Genomic DNA, 26,824 nt, shown 5'->3' with positions numbered 1-26,824 from the left:
CGGCCGTGAGGCGCGGGTCACAGCGGCCCGACCTGGGACGCCGCCGCCATGACCGCGGCGCCGACCCCGTCGCGCCACAGTCCGGGTGACCTCAGGTGAGGCATTCATCACTCTCGCGGTCGACGCCCGGCGGTTCGCGGCGTGTCGGCTGGCGTCCGCTGCGAACATGAGCCACCCCCTCCATTCGGCACGACCGGCATGGCCCGTCGAGGATCGCAGGAGCTGACGTACCGATATGAGCGGCGACGATACGAACCGCCCCGTCCACGGCACCGCGACAGGTGGCGCGTACGTCGCGCTGCCTCCCACCGCGGTCGACGCCGCCGCGTCCGGCCCCACCAGGCTGATCGTGGCCTGGCCCGGCTTCGATCCGCCCCGGACCGCCGCCGCGCTGGCGACGGCGATCCCGATGACCGGCGTGCCGGTATGGCGCGTCTACCTCGACCTGCCGGGCCGCTCGCCCGGGGGCCTCGGCTCCGGCGCGATCCTGGGGACGGAGAGCATCGAGGCGTACTGCGCGGCCGTCGAGGACGCCGCCCGGCGGCTGCCGGACGCGCTCGCGCAGGTCCGCCGCGACCTCGACCTGCCCGACGGTCCCGTCGGTCTCGCCGGGTTCAGCACGGGCGGGGCGGCCGCCCTGCTCGCCGTGGCGCGCGGCGCCGTCCCGGCGAGCACCGCCGCGCTCGTCGCGCCCGTCGTCTCCCCCGCGCGTGCCGCGCGGGCGGTCGAGAAGCGGTCCGGACGCGACCGCGCGTGGTCCGAGCACGCCGTCGCGCTCGCCGACCGGCTCGACCTCGGGTCCCTCGCCGCCGACATCGCCGGGCGGGACGTCCCGGTCCTGCTCGTCGGCGGCGCCAAGGACCGCGTCGTCCCCGCGCGGGAGATCACGGCGCTCCGCGACGAGCTGCGCAGGCACGGCGGGCACGCGGAGTCCACCACCTTCCGGATGGGGCACGCCCTCGCCGCCGAGCCCGGCACCGAGCCCCGGCCGCCGATCACCGAGGCGGTCCGGGTCGACGGCGTCCTCACCGACTGGTTCCGCGACCACCTCGCCACGCCCGTCCCCGGAGCCGCCGCCTCGCAGGAGGCGCGGCCCCGGCCCGGTACCGACGCCGCCGAAGCGAGCGGCGACACGCAGCCGATGGCGCGGCGGCACGGTTCGTGGACGTCCGCCCCCGAGGGCGCCGAAGAGCCTCGTGACGAGCGAACGGGTGCGGGGCTGGGCCACGGGTCCTGACCGCCCGGCGGGCACGCTGCGGCGCCCGCCGGGCGGGTGGGGACGTACGGGATCAGCCCTTGGACAGGACCTCGTAGCGGACGGGGATGACCCCCGACCCGGTGCCGCCGACCTTCTTCATGGCGGCCTTGGACAGGTCCAGGCAGCGTCCGCCCGCGTACGGGCCGCGGTCGTTGATGCGGACGACGACCGAACGGTCGTTGTTCTTGTTGGTCACGCGGACCTTCGAGCCCATCGGCAGCGTCTTGTGCGCGGCCGTCAGCTCGCTCGGGTCGAAGGCCTCGCCGCTCGCGGTCATCTGGCCCTCCCAGTAGTAGGAGGCCTCGCACGAGCCCGTCCTCAGGACCTTGTACCGCTTCTTCTTCTTGGGCTTCGCCACGTTCGCGGCCTGGCTCTCGGACTTCGACGACTTCTTCTTCTTGGAGGTCTTCGAAGGCGACGGCTCCGGAGAGCGGGTCGCGCCGCGGCCGGCCCGGGTCGGCTCGCCGTGCGGGCGGTCCGCCAGCGGGTCCGCGGGCTGCGGCGCGGTCTGCGCCGCCGGTGCCGACTCGGCGGGGCCGTCGCGCCCGGCCAGGGCGAACGCGCCCGCGGCGAGGACGGCGACGGCGGCGCCGGAGACGATCATGATCGTGCGTAGGCGCGCTCGAAGAAGACGCCTGACAGGGCTACCCACAGAGGAGTCCTTTGTTAGGGGACAGGACCCCGGACGCCCGGCGGATCTCGCCGCCGTGTCTCGCGCGGCATGGTCGGGCGAACGTAGGCCGTCCCCCGGATCCCCCGCCGCCTGCGGGCTCCTCAGCCCGCTCCGCGCCGCTTTCTAGAGGCGCGACCGCTTCATCGCGGATCGGCGTCCGGCAGGTGCGGCTGGAAAGGCATCTTCACTTTTCATTGCTGAAGAGCCGCACAAGTCCCTGACCGTACGTCGTGTCCCCGGCAGATCAAGACGTAGAGCCGGTGTTTGTGGGCTTTGTCACCTCACCTTTTGCCCTGCGGAGCTGATCAACTTCACAGAGTGACCGCATTTCAAGATCGTCTTTACTCCGTGCATACCGCTTATCTCGGACGGATAACAAAGGTCCGTCAAGAGCGGAACGGGGCGGTCCGGCGGAAGATCGTCTTCCGCTGGACCGCCCCGTGACCTGGGAGGACGGAGGGCGTGTTCAGCCGCGTCCCGACACGACCGGCAGGCCCGAGAGCTTCGGCAGGCCGGAGACTTTCGGCAGGCCGAGCGCGGAGGCGTTCGGCATGGAGAGCGGCCCGTCGCCGTTCCCGCGGGACCGGCGCTCCCGCGCTTTCAGGACGTCCACCACCTGGCCTTCGGTCTGGCCGAGACCCCGGGCCTTGCTCACGGCGCCGTCGACCTGGCCGAGCAGGTCGCCGGACGGAGGCGAAGCGGCGGACCGGCGGGCGGACGGCGGGAAGAGCACCTGGCCGACCGGCAGGCTGCCGGGGCTCGCGGCGCCCAGCAGGGATCGCAGGTCCTTCAGCCCGGGCAGCGGCACCGGACCGGCCATGCTGATGGGCGCCTCGGCGGCCCGGGCGTTCGGCAGGACCGAGCCCGCCGCCTCGGTCTGGGCGGGCTCGCCGGTGCGCAGGAGCTTCCCGGTGGGGAGCCCCTTGCCGACGCCGACCTTGGACAGGCCCTTTCCGAGGCTGCCGCCCAGCAGCGTCCCGGGGATGTCGCCCGCCCCGCCGGACAGGCCGGGCAGCGCCGCCCCCGGGCCGCGGTCGCCGGCGGTGCGCAGCCCCGGCCCCGCCGGAGCCGCCCGGAGCGCCCCGTCGACGGCGCCCGTGCCGAGTTCGGCGGCCGGGGCGGGGAGCGTCCGCATGACGCCGCGGCCCGCGGCGGTGGCCTCGTAGAGGAACTGCGTGGACGGGCCGGCCGCCGCGCTCGGCGCCGCCTTCGCGGGTACGGCCTCCGTCGGCGCGGCCGCCACCGCGAGCGCGGCGACGAGCGAGCCGAGAACGGATGTCCTGAGAAGGCCTCTGGCTGAGCGGTTCATTCTTTCCCCCGGGTTTTCTGATCGACCCTGCACATGTGGCGCGCGTCCGGGCGGCTGACATATCCCGGCGCACTGTCGAGCGGGGACGCTAGTACACGGCCGGGACCCGCGCGGGCGATTCGAAAAGGACTTGGGGAAACGAAAAAGATCTCCATGGGCTGATCATCGAACCCGTACAGAATGCTAAATGCTGACAACTCGCGACAAAACAGAAGCGGGGGCGCCCCGAAGGGCACCCCCGCCTGGAAGGCTCGCGGGCCTACTCGACCGCGCCGAGGGTGATGGCCTCGTCGACCTCGTCCTTGCGGGCGGCGAGCTCGGCCGCGTACCGCTCCTCGTCGACCTTCTCGGCGATCTCCTCGTCCTGCCTCATCAGGGCCTCGAGGTCGGCCTTGGCATTGTCGAGGACGCCCATGTCCGCGTAGGCGGCCTGCACCTTGTCGCCCCAGAGCCCCACATCACGGACACACGGGACGATGCGGCTGAAGAGCAGCGACTGGTAGAGCGTGAACATGTCGGAGTTGTCGACGAACTCCATGCAACGGTCCACCGGCATGTCGAGCTGCTCGAAGACCTCGCGCCCCTTGAAGCGGTCGCGCATGAGGTAGCAGCCCTCGACGACGAACTCCTGGCGCTCGGCCCGCTCCTTGTCGGTGAGCTCGGCGTAGTAGTCCTTGAGCGCGAGCCGCCCGAAGGCCACGTGGCGCGCCTCGTCCTGCATGACGTAGGCGAGGAGCTGCTTGACCAGGGGGTTGGTCGACATGTCGCGGTACAGCCCGAACGCGGCGAGGGCGAGGCCCTCGATGAGGACCTGCATGCCGAGGTAGGGCAGGTCCCAGCGGCTGTCCTCCAGCGACTCGGCGAGCAGCTTCGCCAGGTCCTGGTTGATCGGGTAGTACATGCCGATCTTCTCGTGCACGAACTTCGCGTACAGCTCGACGTGCCGCGCCTCGTCCATGGTCTGGGTGGCGGCGTAGAACTTCGAGTCGAGGTCCGGGACGGACTGGACGATGCGCGCCGAGACGTTCAGCGCGCCCTGCTCGCCGTGCAGGAACTGGCTGAACAGCCACGAGCCCTGGTGGCGGCCGAACTCGTCCCGCTCCTTCTGGGTCATCTTCTCCCAGATGTCGGACCCGAACAGCGGGTTGAAGTTCTCCGGCAGCCCGGCGACGTTGATCGGATCGACCTCGAGGTCCCAGTCGATGCGCTTCTGCGCGTCCCACTGCTTGTCCTTGCCCTTCTGGTACAGGTTCAGCAGCCGGTCGCGGCCGTCGTCGTACTCCCAGGTGAAGCGGGTGTCGCCCGCCATCGGGACGTTCCACGTGTCCGCGGGGACAGGCGTGGCGTAGAGGTCGTAGGAACTCACGGGGGGATCCTCCTCCAGGGGTGACGCCGCACGGTTCGCGACGCGGGTGTGCACCGCCCACGGGTTTACATACCTTCGTAACATGTAAAGCGGGCGGAAACCAGGGAGTCGCCGGAACCCGTCACGAAAGCGCCACCGAACACAGCCGCCCGCGACCTCCGCAGAGGAGGGCGCGGGCGAGCGGGCCGGACGGGTCCCGCGTCAGCGGGACTGGAGGGCGTCCAGGCCGACGGCCTGGGCGATGACGAGGCGGCGGTCCAGGCGCGGATCGTTGATCTCGATGACGTAGCGGTCGCGGAAGCCGAACTTCTTGTCGACGCTGAAGACCACCTGGTCGCCGGCGTAGAAGTCGAAGTGGTACGGCCACGCGAACGGCAGGTTCTCCACGTACGGGATGAAGTTCCAGACCCGCCGCAGCACGGCCACGAACTTGTTGCGCTCGCTACCGGTCGTCACGCCGAGGCCCGGCTGCTCGAGGTGCCAGGTGGAGGCGATCAGCGACTTCTTGAAGTCCTTGCGGAACACGCCGATCGGCTGCCCGTGCGCGTCCGTGATGTCGTACGCCGAGGCCAGGTCGATGCGCTTGCGCGCCTTGAACCCGAGGATCGGGCGCGACTTGGAGTCGTCGGAGTACAGGGTGACCTGCTCCTTGAACGCCAGCCGCTTCTGCTGCGCGAAGGCGAGCAGCTCGCCCTCCTCGCCGCCCGGCCCCTCCGCGTGCACCTCGTACTGGTTCACCATCAGGCGCACCCGCTGCCGGATCAGCAGCCTGCGCTGTGCCTGGAGTCTTTCCTCGTCCAGCGAACTCACCCGTTCCGTCTCGGTTTGCGGAGGGGAGTCTGCCACAGCGAGTCCCTTACATCCGATGTTTTCCGGATGCGTCCAGGGTCGGGTCAGGTCTCCTGGATGTGCGCGGCCAGGTAGCCGTGTATCAGCCGCTCGGCCTCGGCGACGATCTCCGGGTCGCCGTCCGGGCTGCGGCGGAACGCCATCTTCAGCACGGCGTCGCCCGCCTCGACCGAGATGGCGAGCGCGGTGGCGAGGCCGGGGGTGTCCTGGATGCCGAACGTGTCCACGATCATCCGGCGGAGCCGGTCGGCGACCACGGCGTTGTTGTCGGCGTCGGAGTCCAGCAGGTTGACGTCGGCGACGTCGCCGAAGCGCAGCACCCGGAAGCCGGGCACGGTCCGGTGCATCTGCACGAAGATCTCGATGATCGCGCCGACCGTGTCGGACCAGTCGGCGAAGCCGCCCCCGGCGAGCCGCGCGGAGATCCGGTCGCCGAACTCCTCCAGGTTGCGCAGCGCGAGCGCCTGCGCGACGGCGCGCTTGTCGGGGAAGAACTGGTAGACCGAGCCGATCGCCACCTCGGCGCGCTGGGCGATGCGCGTCGTGGTCAGGCCGTCGTAGCCGTCCTCGTCCAGGATGGCGGCGCAGGCGTCCAGCATCCGCTGGACGCGCTCGGCGCTGCGGCGCTGGGCGGGGCGGCGGCGGAGCGGCGTTCGGTTCTCGGTCACCTCGCCATTGTCCCCCGAACGCACCGATACTGAGCCTGCGCAGCGTGCCATACCCCCGGGGCCACAGGACTCTTCCGCCCGCACCACCCCGCCAGTAATATCCGAATACTATTCGCATTTCGGACAGACCGTCGGGGAGGGGTACGCGGATGGGTCTTCCAGAGGGCTTCCGCTGGGGCGTCGCCACCGCCGCCTACCAGATCGAGGGGGCGGTCGACGAGGACGGGCGGGGACCGTCCACGTGGGACACGTTCTCCCACACGCCCGGGCGGACCCGCGACGGCCACACCGGCGACGTCGCCTGCGACCACTACCACCGCTGGCCCGAGGACGTCGCGCTGATGGCGGACCTCGGCGTCGACGCCTACCGGTTCTCGATCGCGTGGCCGCGCGTGCAGCCCTCCGGGAGCGGGGCCGTCAACGCCAAGGGCCTCGACTTCTACGACCGGCTCGTGGACGGCCTGCTCGCGGCCGGCATCGCGCCCGCCGCCACCCTCTACCACTGGGACCTCCCGCAACCGCTCGAGGACGCCGGCGGCTGGATGGAGCGCGACACCGCCTACCGGTTCGCCGAATTCTCCTACCTGGCCGCCGAGCGCCTCGCCGACCGCGTCGACATGTGGATAACCCTGAACGAGCCCGTGGTCGTCACCGCCTACGGCTACGCCTTCGGCGTCTACGCCCCCGGCCGGACGCTCATGCTCGACGCGCTGCCCACGGCGCACCACCAGCTCCTCGGCCACGGCCTCGCCGTCAACGCCCTGCGCAGCAAGGGCGCGCGCTCGGTCGGGCTGACCAACCACTACTCCCCGGCCTGGGCCGCGTCCCCCGGCGACCAGCCCGCCGCCGACGCCTTCGACGCGTTCATGAACCGGCTGTTCACCGACCCCGTCCTGCTCGGCACCTACCCGGACCTGGTGGAGGACGACGCCCCGTTCATCCGCTCCGAGGACATGTCGGTCATCGCCTCGCCCCTCGACTTCCTGGGCGTGAACTACTACCAGCCGACGCGGCTCGCCACCCCGGCCGAGGGCCCGCTGCCGTTCGACATCGTGGACATCGCCGGGTACCCGACGACCGGAATGGGCTGGCCGATCGTCCCTGACGCCTTCCTGTCGCTGCTGCGCACCCTCGACTCCCGCTACGACCTGCCGCCGCTCTACATCACCGAGAACGGATGCTCGTTCGCCGACGAGCCCGGCCCGGACGGGACCGTGGACGACCCCTCCCGCGTCGAGTTCCTGGACGCCCACATAGCGGCCGTGCGGACCGCCGTCGAGGAGGGCGTCGACATCCGCGGCTACTTCACCTGGTCGCTCCTGGACAACTTCGAGTGGGCGGAGGGCTACCACCCGCGCTTCGGGCTCGTCCACGTCGACTACGAGACGCAGAAGCGCACGCCGAAGACGTCCTACGGCTGGTACCGCGACCTCATCGCGTCCTCCAGGAGTCGTTGACGGTCCCGGCGGACGGCTCCCCGCGCGCCCGTGCGGCATGCTGAGGCCTATGGAACCCCCTGAGACGCTCGAGGACGTTCGCGCCCGGATCGACGCCATCGACGGGCGCCTCGTCCGGCTTCTGGCCGAGCGCGAGGAACTGGTGCGCGCGGCCGCGGCGTTCAAGCGCGACGAGCAGGCCGTCCGCGCGCCCGACCGGGTGGAGCGGGTCGTCGGGCTGGCGCGGGAGAGGGCCGCGGGCGCCGGGCTCTCGCCCGAGGTCGCGGAGGCGGTATGGCGTGCGATGATCGGCGCGTTCGTCGACCTCGAGCTGACCGAGCACGCGTCCCGCCGCCGATAGGCTGCTTCCTCCGCCCAGTCGTGGAGGTTCCTGAATGCCGGAGACCCGCCCACTGCGCGCCACGGACCCCCGCGAGATCGGCGGGTTCCGGCTGACGGCCCGGATCGGCGAGGGCGCCCAGGGCATCGTCTTCCTGGGCGAGTCCAGCACCGGGCAGCGCGTCGCCGCGAAGCTCCTGCACGCCGACATCGGACGGGACGAGCGCGCCCGCACCCTCTTCGACCGGGAGCTCGCGGCCGCCCGCAGCGTCGCGCCCTTCTGCACGGCCCGCATCCTCGCGGCGGACGCCGACGGCGACACGCCCTACATCGTCAGCGAGTACATCGACGGGCCCTCGCTGCGCGAGCAGGTCCTGGAGGACGGGGCGGCGTCCCCGGAGGAGCTCGTCAGGCTCGCCATCGGCACCGCCACCGCGCTCGCCGCCATCCACGAGGCCGGCGTCGTCCACCGCGACTTCAAGCCCGCCAACGTCCTGCTCGGCCCGGACGGCCCGAAGGTCATCGACTTCGGCGTCGCGCGCCCGCTGGAGGCCACCTCCGCCACCCTGACCGGAGCCGTCGGCACCCCCGCCTACATGGCGCCGGAGCAGGTGGCGGGCACCGCGGGCGGCGCGCCGCTGGACATGTTCGCGTGGGGCTGCACGATGGCGTTCGCCGCGAACGGCGTCCCCCCGTTCGGCAGCGAGTCGGTGCCCGCCATCATGCAGCGGATCCTGTACGGCGAGCCGGACCTGGGCGCGCTGACCGGGGACCTGCGGACGGTCGTCGCGTCCTGCCTGGAGAAGGAGCCGGCGGCCCGCCCGACCGCGCTCCAGGTGCTCCAGCGGCTGCTCGGCCTCGGCCCGACCGCGAACCTCCTGGCCGAAGGCACCTCGGCCGCCGCGCGGCGGCCGGCGTCCCCGCGGGCCGCGAACTGGACGCCGCCGGCACCCGCGCCATCGGGCGGTGCGTACCCGCCGCCCGCGCAGCCGCCCCCGCCGCCGGGTGCCGCGGGCTGGGCGCCGACGCTCCCGTCCCCGCCGCCTCCGGGGACCTACCCGAACCCGGGGGGCCCCCGGCCGAGCGGGCGGGGCGGCCGGATCCTCCTCATCGCCGGAGCCGCCGCCGCGGTCGTCGTCCTGGCCGGCGGGTTCGTCGCCGCGACCCTGCTCAAGGGCGACGACGAGGCAAGGGGCAGCGGGGAGAGCGGCGGCGAGACGCCGGTCGCCCGGTCCGCGCCGTCCACCTCGTGCACGTACCGCCCAGCGGGCGGCACCGCCGACGCCACCGGCGAAAGGGAGGTCGGGCGGCCCCCGGCCCGGCCGTCGTCGCTCCCGTCCCGCGCCACCATCGAGACCGGGCGCGGCACGCTGCGGATCTCGCTGGACGCCGGGAAGGCGCCCTGCACGGTGAACTCCCTGGCCTACCTCGCGGCCAAGAAGTTCTACGACGGCACCTCCTGCCACCGGCTCACGACGGAACCGAGCCTCCGGGTCCTCCAGTGCGGCGACCCGAGCGGGACCGGGACGGGCGGCCCCACCTACCAGTTCGACGACGAGAGCCTGAGCTCCGCGCGCTACACGCGCGGCACCGTGGCCATGGCCAACGCGGGCCCGAACACCAACGGCAGCCAGTTCTTCATCCTGTACGGCGCCACCACGAGCCTTCCCGCCTCCTACACGGTCTTCGGCCAGGTCACCTCGGGCATGGACCTCGTGGACGAGGTCGCCAGGAAGGGCGTCGCGGGCGGCGGCAAGGACGGCCGCCCGGAGCAGGAGGTCACGATCAAGGCCCTCCGCACGTCCTGACCAGGGGGTCATGACACCCGGATTAGACCGGGCTCACGGGGCGTTGACAATGGTGAGGCAGACCCCCGACCGAGGAGGACGTTCAGCGATGGCCCTCAAGCGACCGTCCTTCCTGCCGTCCCTGGACGAGCTCGAACAGCAGGCGCAGAGCAGGTCGTCCCAGCGCGGGCGCCCCGGTTCCCACTTCGACCACCCCACCGCGAAGGCCCTGTTCGTGGCCGTCCTCGCCGTGACCGTCGCCGCCCACGTCGTCGGCGGCGTCGTCTTCCTCCTCCTGGGCCACTGACCACCCGGTCATCCAGGTGGCCCGATACGGCCCGCGCGAAGCGGGCAGGCCAAACCAGGTGCCGAGGGACGGCTGGAAGGGCCATGGTGAGGGGATGCTGGTCGATCACTTCCCGCCGCTCGGGCTGCGGCTGACGACGCCGCGGCTGGAGTTGCGCCTGCCCTCGTCCGAGGAACTCGCCGCGCTGGCCGACCTCGCCGCCGCGGGCGTCCACGACCCGGAGACGATGCCGTTCCTGGTGCCGTGGACGGACCGCCCGCCCGCCGAGGTCGCCCGCGGCGTCGTCCAGCACCACTGGAGGAGGCTCGCGGAATGGACGCCCGAGAAGTGGGAGCTCGACCTCACCGTGTTCCATGAGGGCGAGGTCGTCGGGCAGCAGTCGCTCTGGGCGCAGGATCTCGTCGTCCTCCGGCAGGTCGCGACAGGCTCGTGGCTCGGTCGCCGCCACCAGGGGCAGGGGATCGGCACGGAGATGAGGGCGGCCGTCCTGCACCTGGCCTTCGCCGGCCTGGACGCCGAGGAGGCCGTCTCCAGCGCCCTTGAGGAGAGCCACGCCTCGAACGCGGTGTCGCGCAAGCTCGGGTACCGGCCCAACGGAGTGGACCGCCATGTCGTCCGCGGGTCCATGACCATCGACCGGCGGTACCGGCTCACCCGGGAGGACTGGGAACGCCACCGCTCCGTCCCCGTCACGATCGAGGGCCTCGGCCCCTGCCGGACGATGCTGGGCCTTCCGAAGTGACCGAGCGGACGTTCGCCGACCTGGTCGCCGAGGCCGGCGCCGTCTCCGTGGCGGGCTGGGACTTCTCCTGGCTGGACGGCCGCGCGACCGAGCAGCGCCCGTCCTGGGGCTACCAGCGGCTGATGGGCGAGCGGCTGGGCCGTGCGCGGGCGGCGCTCGACATCGAGACCGGCGGCGGGGAGGTGCTCGCGGGAGTCGCGGAGCTCCCGCCCACGATGGCGGCGACCGAGTCCTGGCCGCCGAACATCGCCAAGGCCACCCGCCTCCTGCACGCCAGGGGCGTCGTCGTGGTCGCCGGTTCCGAGGAGCGGCCGCTTCCGTTCGCCGACGAGGCGTTCGACCTCGTCGTCAGCCGCCATCCGGCCACGGTCCGGTGGACGGAGATCGCGCGGGTGCTCGCGCCGGGCGGGACCTACTTCGCCCAGCACGTCGGCCCGGCGAGCGTCTTCGAGCTGGCCGAGTTCTTCCTCGGCCCCCAGCCCGGAGCCCGCCGCGAACGGGACCCGGAGGCCGAGAGCGCCGCCGCCCGGGCCGCGGGGCTCGACATCGCGGACCTGCGTTCCGAGCGCCTCCGCATGGAGTTCTTCGACATCGGCGCGGTCGTCTACTTCCTGCGCAAAGTGATCTGGATCGTCCCCGGCTTCACCGTCGACGGCCACCGCGAACGCCTGCGGGAGCTGGACGAGCTGATCCGGCGTGAGGGCGTCTTCACGGCCCACTCGTCCCGCACGCTCATCGAGGCGCGCAAGCCGTCGTGAGGCGCTACGCGGCGCTCAGCCGGTAGGCGGTGCCACTGCTGCCCTGCACCCAGGCGTCGGGCAGGGCGGCGGCCAGCGCGTGCTGTGCGCGCCAGCCGGTGCAGTGCCCCGGGACGACGAGCCCGGGCGCGAGGTCGGCCAGCGCGGCGACGGTGGGCGGGATGACCGGTTCGAAGGCCGGGCCGCCGAGGTGCAGCCCGCCGACGAGCGCGTGCAGCCGGTCGACCCCCGTCAGCCGCTGCGCGTGCCGGACGATGTTGATCGCGCCCGCGTGGCCGCAGCCCGTCAGCACGACGAGCCCGCGGCCCCGGACGTGGACGACGAGCGCCTGGTCGTCGAGGACGAGCGGGTCGTGCACCCAGTCCGCGCCCGTCCAGGCCTGGTGCGGGGGCGGCATGCCGCGCTCGAACTCGGTCGTCCGGTCCACCTCGCCGGTGATCAGGACGCTGCCGTCCAGGAGCAGCGAGGGCTCGCGGCGCTCGATGACCTGGAAGCCCTCCCCGTCGAGCGCCCGCCTGCTCAGCGTCGGCAGTTCCTCGGTCTCCCGGCCGGGCACGGCGAGGCGGCGCCTCGTCCACACCAGCGGGTGCAGCACCATCGGCATCGACCGCACGCCGCGCAGGCCGACCATCCCCGCCAGCCCGCCCGCGTGGTCGAAGTGGCCGTGGCTGAGCACCACGCCCTGGACGCCGCCGAGGTCGATGCCGAGCCTGTCGGCGTTCGTGACCATCGCGTCGGGCGACCGGCCGGTGTCGAAGAGCAGCGTGGTCGAGCGGCCCGCCCTGCGCACCGTCACCAGCGCGGCGAATCCGTGCTCGGCGATCATCCCGCCGGTGGTGCGGCCGCCCTCGAACTGCGGCGCGGCCACGACGCCCGCCCCGGCCCTCGCCCGGCGGGTGCGTTCGTCGTCGCCCAGCAGGGCGTCGTAGACGTTGTCGACCAGGGTGAGGATCTCGACCTCGTCGACCGGCTCCAGCGCGACGGGATCGACCGCCGCCCCCCGCGCCGGACGCGGCATCGACGCCACCGCCTCACCGGTCCCGCCGGCGGTCTCGCACATGACGGCAGCCTAACCGGCGGTCACCCGCGCGCGAGGCAGGGCGGCGTAAACTGAATGATCATGATTTGTACCGCCTAGGGAAGGTCGTGGCGACGGGATGGCGGACTCCGGAGAAGCCTCGTCCGTGCCCGGTGTCGACACCGGCACGCCGAGCGTGGCCCGCATGTACGACTACTTCCTGGGCGGCAAGGACAACTACGCCTCGGACCGCGCCGCGGCGGAGGCGGTCGCGCGGGCGCTGCCCACGGTCGAGGGGGTCGCCCGGGCGAACCGCGCGTTCCTCCAGCGCGCCGTCCGCTACGTCGCCGGACGCGGCATCGACCAGTTCCTGGACATCGGCACCGGCCTGCCCACGCAGGGCAACGTGCACGAGACCGCCCGCGAGGAGCGGCCCGGCGCGCGGGTCGTGTACGTCGACAACGATCCGATGGGGACCGTCCACGCGCGTGCGCTGCTCGCGACGGACGAGCTCACCACGATCGTCCAGGCCGACATGCGCGAACCCGGCACGGTGCTGGACGACCCGCAGGTGCACAAGCTGATCGACTTCCGGCGGCCGGTCTGCGTGCTCTTCGTCGCCGTCCTTCACTTCTTCCAGGAAGAGGAGAACCCGGCCGCGCTCGTCCGGCGCTTCACCGACGCGCTTCCCGCCGGCAGCCACGTCATCCTGTCGCACGCGGCGCTGGAGGAGCAGCGCAACGTGCAGGTGGGAGAGACCTACAAGTCGCAGTCGGCGAGCGCGAGCCTGGTGGCGCGGACGCGCGACCAGGTCGCCGCCCTCCTCGACGGCCTCACCATCGTGGACCCGGGCGTCGTCCGCCTGCACGAGTGGCGCCCCTACGGCGGCGAGTACGTCACCGACGCCGGCTGGACGGCCGTGGCCCGCAAGGACGGCTAGGCGCCCGCGTTCCCGGAGGTGAGGACGGCCTCGATCCCGTAGTGGTCGGAAAGGACGGTCGAGCGGCCGCCGGGGAGCCGGACCTCCTCCTTGAAGACCAGGCGCGTCTGCGCGTCGAGCCCCGGCGTGACCAGGAGCTGGTCGATGGCGCCGATCTGCGCGTACTCGGGGCGGAAGGTCGGTTCGGTGCCGCCGCCGAAGGCGTCCCGCAGGCCGGTGTGCGAAACGAACTCCGCGAAGTAGGAGGAGTCGCGCGGGACGTTGAAGTCGCCCATCGCCACCAGCGGCTCGGTTCTCGGGATCCGGTCGACGGCCGCCGCCAGCCCGCGCAGCTCCGCCCGCTCGATCCGCGCGTAGACATTGGACGGGGACCAGTCCATGTCCAGGTTCGCCGAAAGGTGGGTGTTCACAACGGTCAGATGGCCATCGGGCAGGCGGATCCGGGTGAAGAGGGCGCCCTTGCCCAGCAGCCATTCCGGACGGACCGGGCGGGCCGGAATGTACGCCTGGAAATGGCGGCGGGTCACCGGGTGCCGGGAGAGGGTCACCAGACCACCGCGCACCAGCGGGAACACCGGCACGCAGGCGACGTGGGGAAACGAGGGCGCGGCGCGGCGCAGCACGCGCAGGACCCTCCAGGAGACCACCTCCTGGAGGCAGACGACGTCGTAGTCCGACTTCTCGATCATCTCGGCCAGCACGCCCATCCGGGCCCGGGCCTCGCCCTTGAACAGGGCGTTGAACGTGAGGACGCGCGCCTGCATGGCGGCCACTCTATGTCACCGCGTTGCCCGGGGCGGCGACGCCTTCGGATACTGAAAGCGACGACCTGACCGGTAGTACCGGACGCGCCTGGACGGAAAGGTTCTGCATGGGATTCCAACTCGGCCTGTTCTCGCCCAACACCGAATCGGGGCTCGCCATCACGACCGCGCCGGAGCGGTGGCACGCGACCTGGGACGAGAACCTGCGGCTCGCACGGATCGCGGACGAGGCGGGCATCGACTTCCTCCTCCCGGTCGCGCGCTGGACCGACTGGGGGCCGGACACCGACTTCCACCGCAGCGCCCTCGACCCCCTGGTGTGGGCGTCCGGCCTCCTCGCCCAGACGAGCCGCCTCCGCGTGTTCACGACCGTCCACACCGCGTTCCACCATCCGGTCGTCGCGGCCAAGCAGCTCGCGACCGCCGACCACCTCAGCAAGGGACGGGTCGGGCTGAACATCGTGGCGGGTTGGCACGCTCCCGAGTACGAGATGTTCGGCCTCAAGCTCCCCGGCGACCACGACACGCGCTACGACCTCGCGCAGGAGTGGTGGGACGTCGTCAGGCGCATCTGGTCGACCGACGAGCCGTTCGACCACGAGGGGCGGTTCTTCCAGCTCAAGCACGTGGTGGGCAGGCCCAAGCCGTACAACGGGCACAGCCTGCCCGTCATCAACGCCGGGTCGTCCACGCAGGGGCGGTCGTTCGCCGCGCGCAACGCCGACCGCGCGTTCACCGTGGTCGGGGGCCCGGAGGACGGTGCCGGGATCGTGAAGGCCATCCGCGCCGAGGCCGCCTCCCACGGCCGGGAGGTCGGCGTCTTCACGCTCGGCCATGTCGTGTGCCGCCCGACGAGGGCGGAGGCCGAGGACTTCCTGCGCTACTACGCCGACGAGCACGCCGACTGGCCGGCCGTCGACGAGGTGATGCGCCTGCAGGGGCTGCACGCGCAGTCGTTCACGCCGGAGATGCTCCAGGTGTACCGGGACAGGTTCGCGGCCGGCCACGGCAGCTGCCCGCTGGTCGGCGACCCCGACGACGTCGCGGACGGCCTCGCGGAGTTCGCCCGTGCGGGATTCGACGGTATCGCTCTGTCGTTCCTCAATTACGCTGATGAACTGGGCCACTTCGCAGCCGAGGTCATGCCGCGGCTGCGCGCCCGAGGTGTTCTGCCCGTCGACCATCAGGAAACGGCTCCCCCACCAGGACGATGACATCAACCGCGACGACGCCGCCCCTGTCCGCCCATCGCCGTGTCACCAGCAGGGACATCGGGGTCCTGCACGACACGGTCGAGCCGTTCGCCGTCGGCCACGACCTCCAGGCGCTCGAACCGGACCGTCCGATGGACGGCCTGGTCAACGCCCTCGGGGTGGGCTCGGTGAACCTCGTCTGGGTGCGGTACGGGGGCGGCGGAGTCATCGTCGACACGCCGCCCACCGAAGGCCACTTCGCTCTGTGCGCGCCGCTCGCGCCCATGGGCGTGCGGTACCGGGCGTCCAGGCGGCGCGAGACCGCCGGGGGCAGCCTCGTCCTCTCCCATGACGAGGCGATGCGGATGACGCCGCATCCGACCGAGGGCTGCCTGGTCATCGCGACGAGCACCGGGCGGCTGGCCGACCATCTCGGCGCCCATCTCGGGCGCGAGCACACCGCGCCGCTGCGGTTCCACGACGCCGGCGAGCAGAGCCTCGTGCCGTCCTCGATCGTCGAACGCACCTGGCGCTACGTGTGCGACGTCCTCGACGACGCGGCGGCGCAGGGCGGGCTCCACCCGCTGGCCGAGCGCAGCCTGGAGGAGTCGCTGCTCACGGCGATCCTCCTCGGCCTGCCGCACACGGGGACGCCGAGCCTCGCCGAGCCCTCCGGCAGGGTCCCCCACCATCTGTCCGGGATCATCCGGGAGTGGGTCGAGGCGCACCACCACCGCCCGATCGGGGTCACCGACATCGCGGCGGCCGTGGGGCTCGGCGTCCGGCAGCTCCAGGCCGTCTGCCAGACCGAGTGGGGCATGACGCCCACCCAGCTGCTGCGCGGCGTGCGGCTCGACCGCGCCCGCGCGGCGCTCACCGTCGCCCGGCCCGGACCCCGCACGATCACCGACGTCGCCGGGGCCGCCGGATACTTCCACATGAGCCGCTTCGCCGCCCACTACCGGCAGCGCTTCGGTGAGACGCCCTCGCAGACCCTGATGCGGGCCTGAGTCAGCCCTCAGAACGTTCCAGGCCGGTGAGGATGCGGTCCCCGGCGCGGCGCCCGAGGCGGGCGAGGGCCCTGTTCGCGGTGGGCGACACGCGGGAGAGCGCGCGGCCGAGGCGCGCCTCGGCGGTCACGAGCACCACCGGCCTGTCCTGCCGGACGGCGCGCAGGATGGCCCGCGCGACCTTCTCCGGCGCGAAGCCCCGGCGCTCGGACGCCTGCCCGATCCGCTCGCGCAGCTCGGTCTCCGCTCCGGGCGCCAGCCCGACGAACCGGGTCCTGCCGACGATGGGGGTGTCGATCACCCCGGGGCAGACGGCCGAGACGCCGATCCCGTAGCGGTCGAGGTCGAGGCGGAGGCCCTCGGTCATCTGCAGGACGGCGGCCTTCGTGGCGCCGTAGGCGGGCATCTCCGGGCTGGGAAGGTAGGCGGCCATCGAGGAGATGTTGACGATGTGGCCCCACTCGCCGCGCTCCACCATCTGGCGGCCGAACAGGCGGGAGCCGCGGTACATGCCGTCCAGGTTGATGGAGCGGATGCGGTTCCACTCCTCCTCGGACGTGTCGAGCAAGGAGCCCGCGATGGCGATGCCCGCGTTGTTCACGACGATGTCGGGGACCCCGAAGGTGTCGCGGACGTAGCCGGCGAACCGCTCCATCGCCTCGGCGTCGGCCACGTCGACCCCGTAGACGTACGCCTCACCGTCGGCGGCCTGTATCTCCTCGACCGTGCGCTTGGCGGCGCCCTCGTCGATGTCGGCCGCCACCACGCGGGCCCCCTCGGCGGCGAAGGCATGCGCGGTGGCGCGCCCGATGCCACTGCCCGCCCCGGTGATGACGACGAGATCGCCGCCGAAGTCCTTGCCTGGACGTCCTGCCGCGCGCGCGTGGGCCAGGCCTGGGGCCTCCGGCCCGCCTTCGAGGTGCTCGACGAACTCGCCGATCCAGCGGGCGACGAGGTCGGGGTGGCTGCGCGCCACCCAGTGCCCCGCCGGTGCGCGCCGCACGTAGAGGCGCTCCACGGGCCCGCGCGCGGACAGCAGGAGCGACTGCGAGCCGTAGCGGTCCTTGACCGGGACGATGAGCTGGACGGGGACGTCCGTCCGCCCGTCAGCGGACGTGCCGGGGTCCGGGGCGGCGCGGCGCCCCGGCGCGGCGCGGCCGCGGCCCATGTTGGCGCGGTACAGGCCGAGCCCGTTGCGGGCGTCCGCGGCCAGCGTGCCGGCCGGGTGCCCGGGGCGCGGTTCGGCGCCCTCGCGCAGGCGCATCGCCCGGCCGAACCCGGCGGCGAGCGCCCGGGCCGCCGCCTCTCCTGCCCGGGGCGCCATCAGGACAGGCATGTACACGCTGCGCCGCGCCTGCCCGAGCACCTCCGCGACGCCCCGCGGCCCGGACCGGACGGCCTCCCGAACCCAGCGGGCCATGTGCCGCCGGTCCGGCCCGGAGATCGAGGTGAACGAGGCGACGCGGCCGCGCAGCCGGTCCCCGATGACGGCCTCCCACCCCTGCACCGAGCCCCAGTCGTGCCCCACCAGGTGGACGGGCTCGTCGGCGCCCACGCCGTCCAGGACCGCTTCGAGGTCGCCCATGAGCGCGTCCAGGCGGTAGTCCAGCGGGTCGGCCGGGCTGCCGGACGCGCCGGCCCCGCGCACGTCGTAGGCGACGACGCGGAACCGTCCGGCGAGCCGCTCGGCGACCTCGTCCCACATCGCGCTCGTGTCGGGGTAGCCGTGGACGAGCACGACCGTCGGCCTGTTCTCCACGCCGCGCACCCGCACGGCCAGCTCGATCTCGCCCGATCTCACCCGCTGGTCACGCATCAGCACGCCCACCTGTCCCCTAGGTACTCGTCTCCCGTGAAACTACGCCCCTGGGGCGGCGTGTCCAGCGGCTCAGGACGGGCCGGCGCTCAGCCCGGTGCACGAACGCAGGCCGTTCCACCGCCGGACCTCCGCCTTGGCGGCGGCGCCCTTCATCGGCACGGGGATGCCGCCGGAGATGAGGGCCGGGCTCCACTTGTCCTTGGCGACCTTGCCGTTCACGACCTTGAGGAACAGCACACCCGACTTAGCCGTCTGGCCCTGCGCGGAGGAGAACACGAAGTTGCCCATGCCGTAGTGGACGAAGGAACCGTTCATGTAGCCGCCGCCCAGCGGAATGTGCGCGTGTCCTCCGACCACCACGTCGGCGCCTGCCTCGACGAGCGCCTTGGCGAGTTCCTGCTGCCGGGGCAGTGGGCACCCCTTCAGCTCGGCGCCCCAGTGCAGGTGCACGATGACGACGTCCGAGCCCTGGCGCGCCTCCTTCACGGCCTGCACCATGCGGGGGATGTCCTTGGCCGACGCAAGGCCGCCCTTGGCGTCGGTGGCCGTCCACGCCTGGATCAGGTTGTCGTCCAGCACTTGCGTGGCGCCGATGATGGCGACCTTGTTGCCCTTCACGGTGACGCGGTACGGACGGTAGGCGGCGTCCGCGTTCTTGCCGATGCCGACCACCGGGAACCCGCTGCGCTTGATGGCGGCCAGGGAGTCGCGCAGGCCGCCCTCCATGTAGTCCATGCCGTGGTTGTTCGCCATGGAGGCCACGTCGACGCCCGCCGCCTTCAGAGCCGTGAACGCGGTCGGCGGCGCCCGGAAGGTGAACTGCTTGCCGGGGGCGGGCGTACCACCACCCGTCGTGATGGCCGTCTCCAGGTTCACCATGGCGAGGTCGGCCGCGCGCAGCTGCTTGGCGACCGGGCCGAGCGCGGTGGACGGGTCGGCCAGCCGCCCGCGCAGCGACCCCTCGAAGTGCGTGTCGCCGCCGAACGCGAGCAGGATCGGCTGCTTGGCGGCCTTCGGCTGCTGCGTCCCGCCCTGCGGCTTACCGGTCGGTGACGCCGGGGGCGTGGCGCCCTCCGCCGTGGTCTTGTCGGAGCCGCCGCACGCCGCCGCGGCCAGCGCCACCCCGGCCGTCACCAGAGCCGCCGTCCCCCGCAAGCCCGTCTTCCCCCGCATGGCCATCGCCTCGCCTCCGTCCGGCCCCCCATGAGCCTGTGCGTCGGGTCGGCCAAGCATGCCATGAGCACGCCGCGCCCCGGCAGAGACGCACGACTCTTTGTCTTGAACCGTTCTTGTTTACGGGGATAGGTTGACCCGCATGACCGCACCCGAGACGCCCCGCCGCTCGTCGAGGCCCCGCACCCGATGACCGTGGCGAGTCCGGCCCGGTCGGAGGGCCGCGTCGGCGACACCCGCCGCCTCGTGTGCCGGAGCTGCGGAGCGGCCGAGGACGCCGACCGCGCCGCGGCGCACGATCCCTGCCTGGAGCCGCCGGCCGGCTCCGGTTACCGGATCGAGGCGGCCGAGGTCACCTTCCGGGGCCTGTGCCCCGCCTGCCGTCCCCCCGCGGAGGGCGACTGACCACCACCGGAGGGGAGGCCCGGCCTCGGGGCCGCCCCTCGCCCGGGGAGCGGCCGGGCGTCCTCCCACCCGGTCGCTCCCCCTCCGTCCCTTTTCGTGGGTAACGTGCACGCCCATGACCCTCCGCTTCGACGAGACCGGCTGGCAGCCGCTCCAGCCCGGCGCCTACCGCAACGCGGACGGCGACGTCGCCGCCCTCTACGGCTTCGACCTCCCGCCCGACCTCCCGGCCCCGCTGGAGCGGCTGGAGGAGTTGCGGCGCCGCACCGCCGCCAAGACCGCCGAGGCCGGCGGCGGGCTCATCGAACTGGACGTGATCACGCTGGACGGGCTCCCGGCCGTCCGGCAGATCGTCAAGCTGCCGCTCCCCGACCGCCCGGCCGGCGTGGCCTACGTCGCCTCCTTCACCGTGCCGCGCGCGGACCGCAGCCTCGTCCTGAAGATCCAGTGCGTGGAGCAGGGCATCACCGGGCAGCGCGACAGCATCGCGCTGAACCACTTCCTGACCGAGTACGGGCAGGGCCGCGACCTCCAGGACATGATGCGCTGGTGGGCGCAGCACGCCTACGCCCCGGAGATCCAGGGCGGCCTCCCCCGCAACCTCTCCGAAGACCCCGGCTGGGACCCGCACTTCCCCCAGCACCCCTTGTCCCGGGCCCGCCGCGTCCTCACCGCCCTGGCCCCCACCATCGAACTCCACCCCACCTTCAAATCCGCCCCGCCCTTCGCCTGAACGGCTTGAAGGGCCGCGGCGGGGCGGCGCGGCGGCAAGCCCGGGGGCGCGGCAGTTGCCAAATAGGGCTTTGTGTCAAAGTAACTCCGATGTGCCTTTATGGGCCATGCCCGGCCATGGCGTCCGGCCGGAGGGGCGGGCCATGATGGGGAGACGGTCCCGTTCACAAGGAGTGTCCCGATGGGCGACCGCACGGCCTTCCGTACCTGCCCCCTTTGCGAAGCCCTGTGCGGGCTCGAACTGACCCTTGACGAGGCGGGGGCGGTCAAGCGCGTCCGCGGGGACGAGAAGGACCCGTTCAGCAAGGGTTACATCTGCCCCAAGGGCGCGACGCTCGGGAGCCTCGACGGCGACCCCGACCGGCTGGCGGAGCCGCTCGTGGCGGGCGAGGCCGCCGGGTGGGACGAGGCGTTCGAGGCCGTGCGACGGGGGCTGTCGGAGGTCGTCGCGCGGCACGGGCGCGACGCCGTCGCCGTCTACATCGGCAACCCGACCGCCCACTCGATCGCCGGGCCGCTGTACGGGGGCGCGATCGTGAAGGCGCTCGGCACCCGCAACCTCTACACGGCGAGCACCACCGACCAGATGCCGAAGCACGTGGCGTGCGGGCACATGTTCGGCGACCCCCTGGCGATCCCGGTGCCCGACCTCGACCGCACCGAGCACCTGCTCATGCTGGGCGCGAACCCGCTGGAGTCGAACGGCAGCCTCGCCTCAGCGCCCGACTTCCCGGGGCGGCTCAAGGCGATCCGGGCGCGCGGCGGCAAGATCACGGTGGTGGACCCGCGCCGCACGCGGACGGCCGCCCTCGCCGACGAGCACGTGTTCATCCGCCCGGGGACCGACGCGTTCTTCCTGATGGCGCTCGTCCACACCCTGTTCGCCGAGGACCTGGTGAGGACCGCCGAGCACCTGGCCGGGCGCGTCAACGGCCTGGACGACCTGCGCGCCCTCGCCGTCGACTTCGCCCCCGAGGACGTCGCCGGCGCCACCGGCGTCCCGGCGGCGGTGATCCGCAGGACGGCGCGCGAGCTGGCCGCCGCCGAGCGCGCCGCCGTCTACGGCCGGATCGGGACGTGCACGCAGGCCTACGGGACGCTGAACAGCTGGCTGGTGGACGTCCTGAACGTCCTCACCGGGAACCTCGACCGGCCGGGCGGCGCGATGTTCCCGCGGCCCGCCCACGCGCCGGTGTACCGGCGCAAGAAGCCCTTCACGACCGGGCGGTGGCGCAGCCGCGCGCGGGGGCTGCCCGAGGTCAACGGCGAGCTGCCGGTCGCGACGCTCGCCGACGAGATCGAGACGCCCGGCGAGGGACAGGTCAGGGCGCTGATCACGATCGGCGGCAACCCGGCCCTGTCGGCGCCGAACGCCGCCCGGCTCGACCGCGCGCTCGCCGGCCTGGAGTTCATGGTCAGCGTCGACCCCTACCTGAACGAGACCACGCGGCACGCCGGCGTGGTCCTGCCGCCGCCGCGGCCCGCGCAGACACCGCACTACGACATCGCGCTGACCGGGCTGGCCGTCCGCGACTACGCGCGCTACTCGCCGCCGGTCGTCCCGCTGCCGGACGGGCGCCCCAGCGAGGCCGACATTCTCGCGCGGCTCGCCATGGTGGCCTCCGGCAACGGCGGCGACCCCGGCCTGCTCGACGAGACGGTCATCATGACGACGCTGGAGAAGGCCGTCGCGATCGCCGGTTCCCCGGTGCACGGGCGCGAGCCCGAGGAGCTGCGCAAGATGCTCGACACCGGCACCCTCACCGAGCAACGGCTCGACATGATGCTCCGCCTCGGCCCCTACGGCGACGGGTTCGGCGCCGAACCCGTCGGCCTCACGCTCACGCGGCTGCGCACCGAGCACCCCCATGGTCTCGACCTCGGCGCGCTCAAGCCCCGCCTGGACGAGGTCCTGTGCACGACGTCGGGCCGCGTCGAGCTGTGCCCGTCCACGTGCGCCGCCGATGTAGACCGCCTGCGCTCCGCCCTGCGCGACCCCGGGCCGTCCGGCGGCACGGTGCTGATCGGGCGCCGCCACCTGCGGTCCAACAACAGCTGGCTGCACAACATCCCCGAGCTGGTGCGCGGCTCCAACACCTGCACCCTGCTGCTCAACCCCGCCGACGCCGAGCGCCTCGGCGTCGGCGCGGGCGACACGGTCCGCGTCACGTCCCGGGCCGGGACCGTGGAGGCCGTCGCCGAGCCCACCGACACGATCATGGCCGGGGTGGTCAGCCTGCCGCACGGGTGGGGCCACGACCGCCCGGGGACGCGGACGCGGGTCGCGAGCCGGCACGCCGGGGTGAACGTCAACGCCGTCACCGACGAGCGGGAGATCGACCCGCTCTCGGGCAACGCCGTCCTCAACGGAGTCCCCGTCACGCTGGAGGCGGCGCGCTGACCCGTTGTTTAGCCCCTCCCGGCACCAGGTAGGTATGACTGGCCGCGGAGGAACGCGGGAGACTAGGGTCGCAACAGGCGTCCCAGCAGGACCGCGGAGGAGGGGCATGAACCGACGGGTCAACATCTTCCGGCGCGGGACCAGCCCCCAGGCGACCGCGCGGCTGGCCGACGCGACCGAGGGCCTGGAGCACGCCCGCGCCCTGGACCGTCCCATCCGGACGCTCTCCGGGGCCGTACGGCGCGTGCTGCGCCCGGGACCGGTCAAGGACGCCCTCCACGGCGTCCCGGTCGGCCATCCCGCCCATCCGCCGCTCACCGACGTTCCCATGGGCCTGTGGATGTCGGCCGCCGTCCTCGACCTCATGCCCGGCACGCGCCGCGCCTCGCAGGTCCTGGTCGCCGCCGGGCTCGCCGGGGCCGTCCCGACCGTCCTCACCGGCATCGCCGACTGGTCGGCCCTGCACCGCGAGCAGCAGCGCGTCGGGCTCGTCCACGCCGCGGGGACCGCCACCGCGAGCATGCTGTACTCGGCGTCCTTCGTGGCCCGCTACCAGGGCCGTGACGCCGCCGGGCGCGCGTTCGGCTTCGCGGGCCTCGGCGCCCTCGTCGCGGGCGCCTACCTCGGCGGGCACCTGGCCTTCCGGCAGGCCGCCGGCGCCAGCCACGCCGACCAGCTCGCCCACCTGGTCCCCCTCGGCTGGCACGACCTGTGCGCCGTCGAGGACCTGCCCGACGGCTGGCCGGTGTCCCGGCGCCTCGGCTACATCGACCTGTTCGTGCTGCGGCGGGGCGAGGAGGTCCACGTCCTCGCGGACCGCTGCAGCCATCTCGCCGGACCGCTCCACCAGGGCCGCATCCTCACCGACGACGAGGACGACGCCTGCGTCGTGTGCCCCTGGCACGGCAGCACGTTCCGCGTCGCCGACGGCTCGGTCGTCCACGGCCCGGCCACCGCCCGCCAGCCGTCCTTCGAGACCCGCGTCACCGAGGAGGGCACCCTCCAGGTCCGCCCGGTCTGACGCCACCGGAGGAAGCCCTCTCTCCGGACGCCGGGACGGTCCGGTGCACGCCCGTTGTCTCCCTGGATGCCGCCATGCGCCCTGATCTTCACGGAGACACCCGGCTTTTCCGACTAACAACTTTAGAGATTATTATAGTTATATAGGAATTCCGGGCGTGCCACGAAGATCCTCATTGGCCCTTCCGCGGCAAAGTCTTCGCGGCGGACACTGATCATTATCCTCACTGTTTGCCACCTGGACGACATGCGCGAAATTCCCCCCGGGAAACGTGATCAAGGAACAATGCCGGATACCTCCGGCACCGAAGATCATTTCCTGGGGGAAGAATGAGGACAGGCATCCGAACCGGCATGGCTCTCGCCGTGGCCGGCGCGGCGAGCGGGCTGACGCTCCTGGCCGGCGGCACCGCCGCCGGCTCCGCGACCCACGCCAGGCCGGCCACACCGGTCGACCCCGATGCGCTGGTCTGCCGGTACGAGGTCACCGCCAAGGACGGCCTGGAGGTCCGCAAGACTCCCGGGGGCGCCGCGGTGGGCGCGTTGCCCTATGCGGCGCACATCGGCGCCGACTGCGAGACCACCGGGTGGACCCAGCTGCGCCAGGGCGTCAAGGCGGAATGGATCGGCGACTGGGTCTCCCGGACCTACCTCAAGCGCATCGGCTGCGGGCACACGGTGACCGCCAAGGACGGCCTGCCCGTCTACACGGATCCGGACGCGAAGTCCCAGCAGATCGGCACCCTGGATCCCGGTACCCGCATCAACACCTCCTGCACGAGCAAGAACGGCTTCTTCGGGCTGGAGGGCGGCGTCAAGCTGCCCCTGATCGGCGGCTGGGTCTCCGGCTCCGGCCTCACGGCGGGCAATCCGGTGGGCGGCGTCCTGGCCGGCGGGGGCGGCACCTCGACGCCGGGCCTCCCGCTGCTGGCCGGGGCCGGCCTCGGAATCCTCGCCCTGGGCGGCGGCATCGTCCTCGTGACCCGCCGCCGTCAGGCGAAGGCCGCCTCCTGACCGCCGGTCCCGGCGCCTCCTGCGGAAGGCGCCCGCCCTGGAGGGCGGGCGCCTTCGCGCATGCCCGCCGCCCGCCGGGAGGCCGTCCGTATGGTCCGGAGTCTGGCTAGATCAATAAGTTTTCCGTTAATCACCCCTGTTGGGGGAGAATAGTTGTCCAATATATGGCTTTCGTCGGCGGTATGGAGATTGCATTTGGTCGTTCCGCGCCAAAGCCTTCACGGTGCACACTGATCACTAAACCTAATGTTTGCGACCTGGACGACATGCGCGGAATTCCCCTCGGGAAGCGTGATCAAGGAAACGATGGCGGACACCTCCGGCATCGAAGATCATTCCGTTGGGGGAAGAATGAGGACGAGCACGCGAACCGGCATGGCACTCGCCGTGGCCGGTGCGGCGAGCGGGCTGACGCTGCTGTCCGGCGGCGCGGTCGCCGGTGCGGCCACCGCCGCGAACCACGTCGAGCCGGCGACCAGCGCCCAGCAGGTGGACGGAGTGGACGGCGGGCACCACAAGGTCTGCCGGTACGAGGTCATCGCCAAGCACGGCCTGGGCGTCCGCACGGGTCCGGGCCTCAAGTACAAGCGGGTCGGCACCCTGCACTACGGCGCCCACATCGGGGCCGACTGCAAGAGGCACGGCTGGACCCAGCTCCGCCAAGGCGTCCCGCACGCCTGGATCGGCAAGTGGGTCGCCGTGCGGTACCTCAAGCCGATCAGGCCCATCCGCGTCTGCCGGTACGAGGTCATCGCCAAGCACGGCCTGGCGGTGCGCCAGGGCCCCGGCCTCAAGTACAAGAAGGTCGGCACCCTGCCCTACGGCAAGCACATCGGCGCCGACTGCAAGAACAGCGGCTGGACCCAGCTCCGCCAGAGCGTCCCGCCGGCCTGGATCGGCAAGTGGGTCGCCGTCCGGTACCTCAAGCCGATCAGGCCGCACGGCGGCGCCGCGGCCGGCGGCGGCGGCACCTCGATGTCGTCGAACTTCCCGATGCTGGCCGGCGCCGGCCTCGGGGTCCTCGCCCTGGGCGGCGGCATCGCCGTCGTGGCCCGTCGCCGTCAGGTGAAGGGCGTTTCCTGAGCCCATGGACACGAGAAGGCGCGGTGGCCGGCCTAACCGGAACTCCTACCGGCTGGCCGCCGCGCTCATCGCGACGGGGACCGCGATGGTCGGCGTCGGGCTGGTGCGCGACCGCACCGACCCGCCGCCGCAACCACCCACCCCGGACCTCGCGCAGCCGGCTCCGAGAAGCCCGGCGCCGGCGCCGGAGATCGCCTTTCCGCCGTCGGTTCCGAAGCGGATCAAGATACCGTCCATCAAGGTCAACGCCCCGGTCCGTCCTGTGGAGACGCAGCGGGACGGGACGCTCGGCGTTCCGCCGCTCAGCCGGGTCCGGGAGGTCGGCTGGTGGGAGGACGGCCCGACGCCCGGCGAGAACGGCAACAGCGTGCTCGTCGGCCACGTCGACTCCAAGACCGGCCCCGGCGCCTTCTACAGCCTCGGAGCGCTCCGCCCGGGCCGCAGGATCGAGGTCGTCCGCGGGGACGGCACGGTGCCGGCGTTCCGCATCGAGCGGGTCAGGCGCGTCGACAAGGACAAGTTCCCGACCGACAGCGTCTACGGGCAACGGGGCGGGCCGGAGCTCCGCCTGATCACCTGCGGGGGCAGGTTCGACCGCAAGCGGGGGCACTACCTGGACAACGTCATCGTCTACGCGACCCTGATCCCCGGCTCGCGCAACGCCGTTCCGGGGACCCGGCGCAACTCCTGACCGCGGCCGCCGATCGCGCCGGTCCCGCCGGCCGGGGCAGGCCCGGACCGAGACCGGCGGCCACCGCCG

At 72.7% G+C, this 26,824-nt stretch carries 26 protein-coding genes; 17 read left to right on the top strand and 9 right to left on the bottom strand.

What is annotated here, in order from left to right; genetic code table 11:
* Positions 1-235: 235 nt before the first annotated feature.
* Positions 236-1,237 carry a hypothetical protein gene (locus FKD65_RS25810; RefSeq protein ID WP_205718258.1) on the top strand — a complete coding sequence of 334 codons (1,002 nt, stop codon included), beginning with the start codon at positions 236-238 and terminating at the stop codon, positions 1,235-1,237.
* A 52-nt stretch (positions 1,238-1,289) separates the two neighbouring features.
* On the opposite strand, the gene FKD65_RS25805 is transcribed toward FKD65_RS25810, so the two are convergent.
* The 5 genes from FKD65_RS25805 to FKD65_RS25785 form a co-directional block, all read right to left on the bottom strand.
* Positions 1,290-1,862, bottom strand: coding sequence for a septal ring lytic transglycosylase RlpA family protein (locus FKD65_RS25805; RefSeq protein WP_141579929.1), 573 nt, complete (start codon positions 1,860-1,862; stop codon positions 1,290-1,292).
* 535 nt (positions 1,863-2,397) lie between these two features.
* On the bottom strand, positions 2,398-3,240 hold the full coding sequence (locus tag FKD65_RS25800) for a hypothetical protein (protein ID WP_141579928.1): 843 nt from the start codon (positions 3,238-3,240) through the stop codon (positions 2,398-2,400).
* A 259-nt stretch (positions 3,241-3,499) separates the two neighbouring features.
* Entirely contained in the window at positions 3,500-4,606 is a 1,107-nt protein-coding gene (locus FKD65_RS25795; RefSeq protein ID WP_141579927.1) for a ferritin-like domain-containing protein, read from the bottom strand.
* A gap of 201 nt (positions 4,607-4,807) precedes the next feature.
* The gene (locus tag FKD65_RS25790) at positions 4,808-5,416 is read right to left on the bottom strand and encodes a hypothetical protein (protein WP_240809598.1); all 609 of its coding nucleotides are present in this window, start codon (positions 5,414-5,416) and stop codon (positions 4,808-4,810) included.
* A gap of 83 nt (positions 5,417-5,499) precedes the next feature.
* Positions 5,500-6,123, bottom strand: a complete 624-nt coding sequence (locus tag FKD65_RS25785) for a TetR/AcrR family transcriptional regulator (protein ID WP_141579926.1) — start codon at positions 6,121-6,123, stop codon at positions 5,500-5,502.
* A gap of 149 nt (positions 6,124-6,272) precedes the next feature.
* Between FKD65_RS25785 and FKD65_RS25780 the strand changes: the two genes are divergently transcribed.
* From FKD65_RS25780 to FKD65_RS25755, 6 genes are all read left to right on the top strand, one after another.
* Positions 6,273-7,580: a GH1 family beta-glucosidase gene (locus FKD65_RS25780; RefSeq protein ID WP_141579925.1), complete on the top strand. Its 1,308-nt coding sequence runs from the start codon at positions 6,273-6,275 to the stop codon at positions 7,578-7,580.
* Between the two features lie 49 nt (positions 7,581-7,629).
* Entirely contained in the window at positions 7,630-7,920 is a 291-nt protein-coding gene (locus tag FKD65_RS25775; protein WP_205718257.1) for a chorismate mutase, read from the top strand.
* A gap of 34 nt (positions 7,921-7,954) precedes the next feature.
* Entirely contained in the window at positions 7,955-9,706 is a 1,752-nt protein-coding gene (locus tag FKD65_RS25770; RefSeq protein WP_141579923.1) for a peptidylprolyl isomerase, read from the top strand.
* Positions 9,707-9,794: 88 nt separating this feature from the next.
* The gene (locus FKD65_RS25765; protein ID WP_141579922.1) at positions 9,795-9,992 is read left to right on the top strand and encodes a hypothetical protein; all 198 of its coding nucleotides are present in this window, start codon (positions 9,795-9,797) and stop codon (positions 9,990-9,992) included.
* A gap of 94 nt (positions 9,993-10,086) precedes the next feature.
* Positions 10,087-10,734, top strand: coding sequence for a GNAT family N-acetyltransferase (locus FKD65_RS25760; protein ID WP_141579921.1), 648 nt, complete (start codon positions 10,087-10,089; stop codon positions 10,732-10,734).
* A complete protein-coding gene (locus FKD65_RS25755) occupies positions 10,731-11,492 on the top strand; it encodes a class I SAM-dependent methyltransferase (RefSeq protein WP_141579920.1) in 762 nt (253 codons plus the stop codon). The genes FKD65_RS25760 and FKD65_RS25755 overlap by 4 nt, the downstream gene beginning before the upstream one ends.
* A 4-nt stretch (positions 11,493-11,496) precedes the next feature.
* Here FKD65_RS25755 and FKD65_RS25750 read toward each other — a convergent pair whose 3' ends face one another.
* Positions 11,497-12,552, bottom strand: coding sequence for an MBL fold metallo-hydrolase (locus FKD65_RS25750; RefSeq protein WP_141579919.1), 1,056 nt, complete (start codon positions 12,550-12,552; stop codon positions 11,497-11,499).
* A gap of 124 nt (positions 12,553-12,676) precedes the next feature.
* On the opposite strand from FKD65_RS25750, the gene FKD65_RS25745 reads away from it, so the two are divergent.
* Positions 12,677-13,450 (top strand): SAM-dependent methyltransferase, encoded by a 774-nt coding sequence (locus FKD65_RS25745; protein WP_240809597.1) that lies wholly within the window; start codon positions 12,677-12,679, stop codon positions 13,448-13,450.
* On the opposite strand, the gene FKD65_RS25740 is transcribed toward FKD65_RS25745, so the two are convergent.
* On the bottom strand, positions 13,447-14,214 hold the full coding sequence (locus tag FKD65_RS25740; protein ID WP_141579917.1) for an endonuclease/exonuclease/phosphatase family protein: 768 nt from the start codon (positions 14,212-14,214) through the stop codon (positions 13,447-13,449). The two genes, FKD65_RS25745 and FKD65_RS25740, sit on opposite strands and share 4 nt — an antisense overlap.
* A 107-nt stretch (positions 14,215-14,321) precedes the next feature.
* On the opposite strand from FKD65_RS25740, the gene FKD65_RS25735 reads away from it, so the two are divergent.
* Positions 14,322-15,428 (top strand): LLM class flavin-dependent oxidoreductase, encoded by a 1,107-nt coding sequence (locus tag FKD65_RS25735; RefSeq protein ID WP_141579916.1) that lies wholly within the window; start codon positions 14,322-14,324, stop codon positions 15,426-15,428.
* Positions 15,425-16,417: a helix-turn-helix transcriptional regulator gene (locus FKD65_RS25730; protein WP_141579915.1), complete on the top strand. Its 993-nt coding sequence runs from the start codon at positions 15,425-15,427 to the stop codon at positions 16,415-16,417. The genes FKD65_RS25735 and FKD65_RS25730 overlap by 4 nt, the downstream gene beginning before the upstream one ends.
* 1 nt (position 16,418) lies before the next feature.
* On the opposite strand, the gene FKD65_RS25725 is transcribed toward FKD65_RS25730, so the two are convergent.
* Complete coding sequence (locus tag FKD65_RS25725; RefSeq protein WP_141579914.1) at positions 16,419-18,233, bottom strand: SDR family oxidoreductase; 1,815 nt, start codon at positions 18,231-18,233, stop codon at positions 16,419-16,421.
* Between the two features lie 72 nt (positions 18,234-18,305).
* Positions 18,306-19,415: a CapA family protein gene (locus tag FKD65_RS25720; RefSeq protein WP_368367131.1), complete on the bottom strand. Its 1,110-nt coding sequence runs from the start codon at positions 19,413-19,415 to the stop codon at positions 18,306-18,308.
* A 183-nt stretch (positions 19,416-19,598) separates the two neighbouring features.
* On the opposite strand from FKD65_RS25720, the gene FKD65_RS25715 reads away from it, so the two are divergent.
* The 7 genes from FKD65_RS25715 (at position 19,599) to FKD65_RS25685 (ending at position 26,755) form a co-directional block, all read left to right on the top strand.
* Positions 19,599-19,814 carry a hypothetical protein gene (locus tag FKD65_RS25715; protein WP_141579913.1) on the top strand — a complete coding sequence of 72 codons (216 nt, stop codon included), beginning with the start codon at positions 19,599-19,601 and terminating at the stop codon, positions 19,812-19,814.
* 115 nt (positions 19,815-19,929) lie between these two features.
* Positions 19,930-20,547: a hypothetical protein gene (locus FKD65_RS25710; protein ID WP_205718256.1), complete on the top strand. Its 618-nt coding sequence runs from the start codon at positions 19,930-19,932 to the stop codon at positions 20,545-20,547.
* 180 nt (positions 20,548-20,727) lie between these two features.
* Complete coding sequence (locus tag FKD65_RS25705; protein WP_141579912.1) at positions 20,728-22,947, top strand: molybdopterin oxidoreductase family protein; 2,220 nt, start codon at positions 20,728-20,730, stop codon at positions 22,945-22,947.
* A gap of 106 nt (positions 22,948-23,053) precedes the next feature.
* Positions 23,054-23,968: a Rieske 2Fe-2S domain-containing protein gene (locus FKD65_RS25700; protein WP_141579911.1), complete on the top strand. Its 915-nt coding sequence runs from the start codon at positions 23,054-23,056 to the stop codon at positions 23,966-23,968.
* Between the two features lie 353 nt (positions 23,969-24,321).
* Positions 24,322-24,981 (top strand): SH3 domain-containing protein, encoded by a 660-nt coding sequence (locus tag FKD65_RS25695; protein WP_141579910.1) that lies wholly within the window; start codon positions 24,322-24,324, stop codon positions 24,979-24,981.
* Positions 24,982-25,356: 375 nt separating this feature from the next.
* Positions 25,357-26,064: an SH3 domain-containing protein gene (locus FKD65_RS25690; protein WP_141579909.1), complete on the top strand. Its 708-nt coding sequence runs from the start codon at positions 25,357-25,359 to the stop codon at positions 26,062-26,064.
* 4 nt (positions 26,065-26,068) lie between these two features.
* Complete coding sequence (locus tag FKD65_RS25685; RefSeq protein ID WP_141579908.1) at positions 26,069-26,755, top strand: class F sortase; 687 nt, start codon at positions 26,069-26,071, stop codon at positions 26,753-26,755.
* The last annotated feature ends 69 nt before the right edge of the window (positions 26,756-26,824 follow it).

This window comes from Actinomadura sp. WMMA1423 (assembly GCF_006547145.1).
Classification (GTDB): Bacteria; Actinomycetota; Actinomycetes; order Streptosporangiales; family Streptosporangiaceae; genus Spirillospora.
Note: the sequence above shows the minus strand (reverse complement) of the source record. Positions and strands in the feature narration are given on the sequence as shown.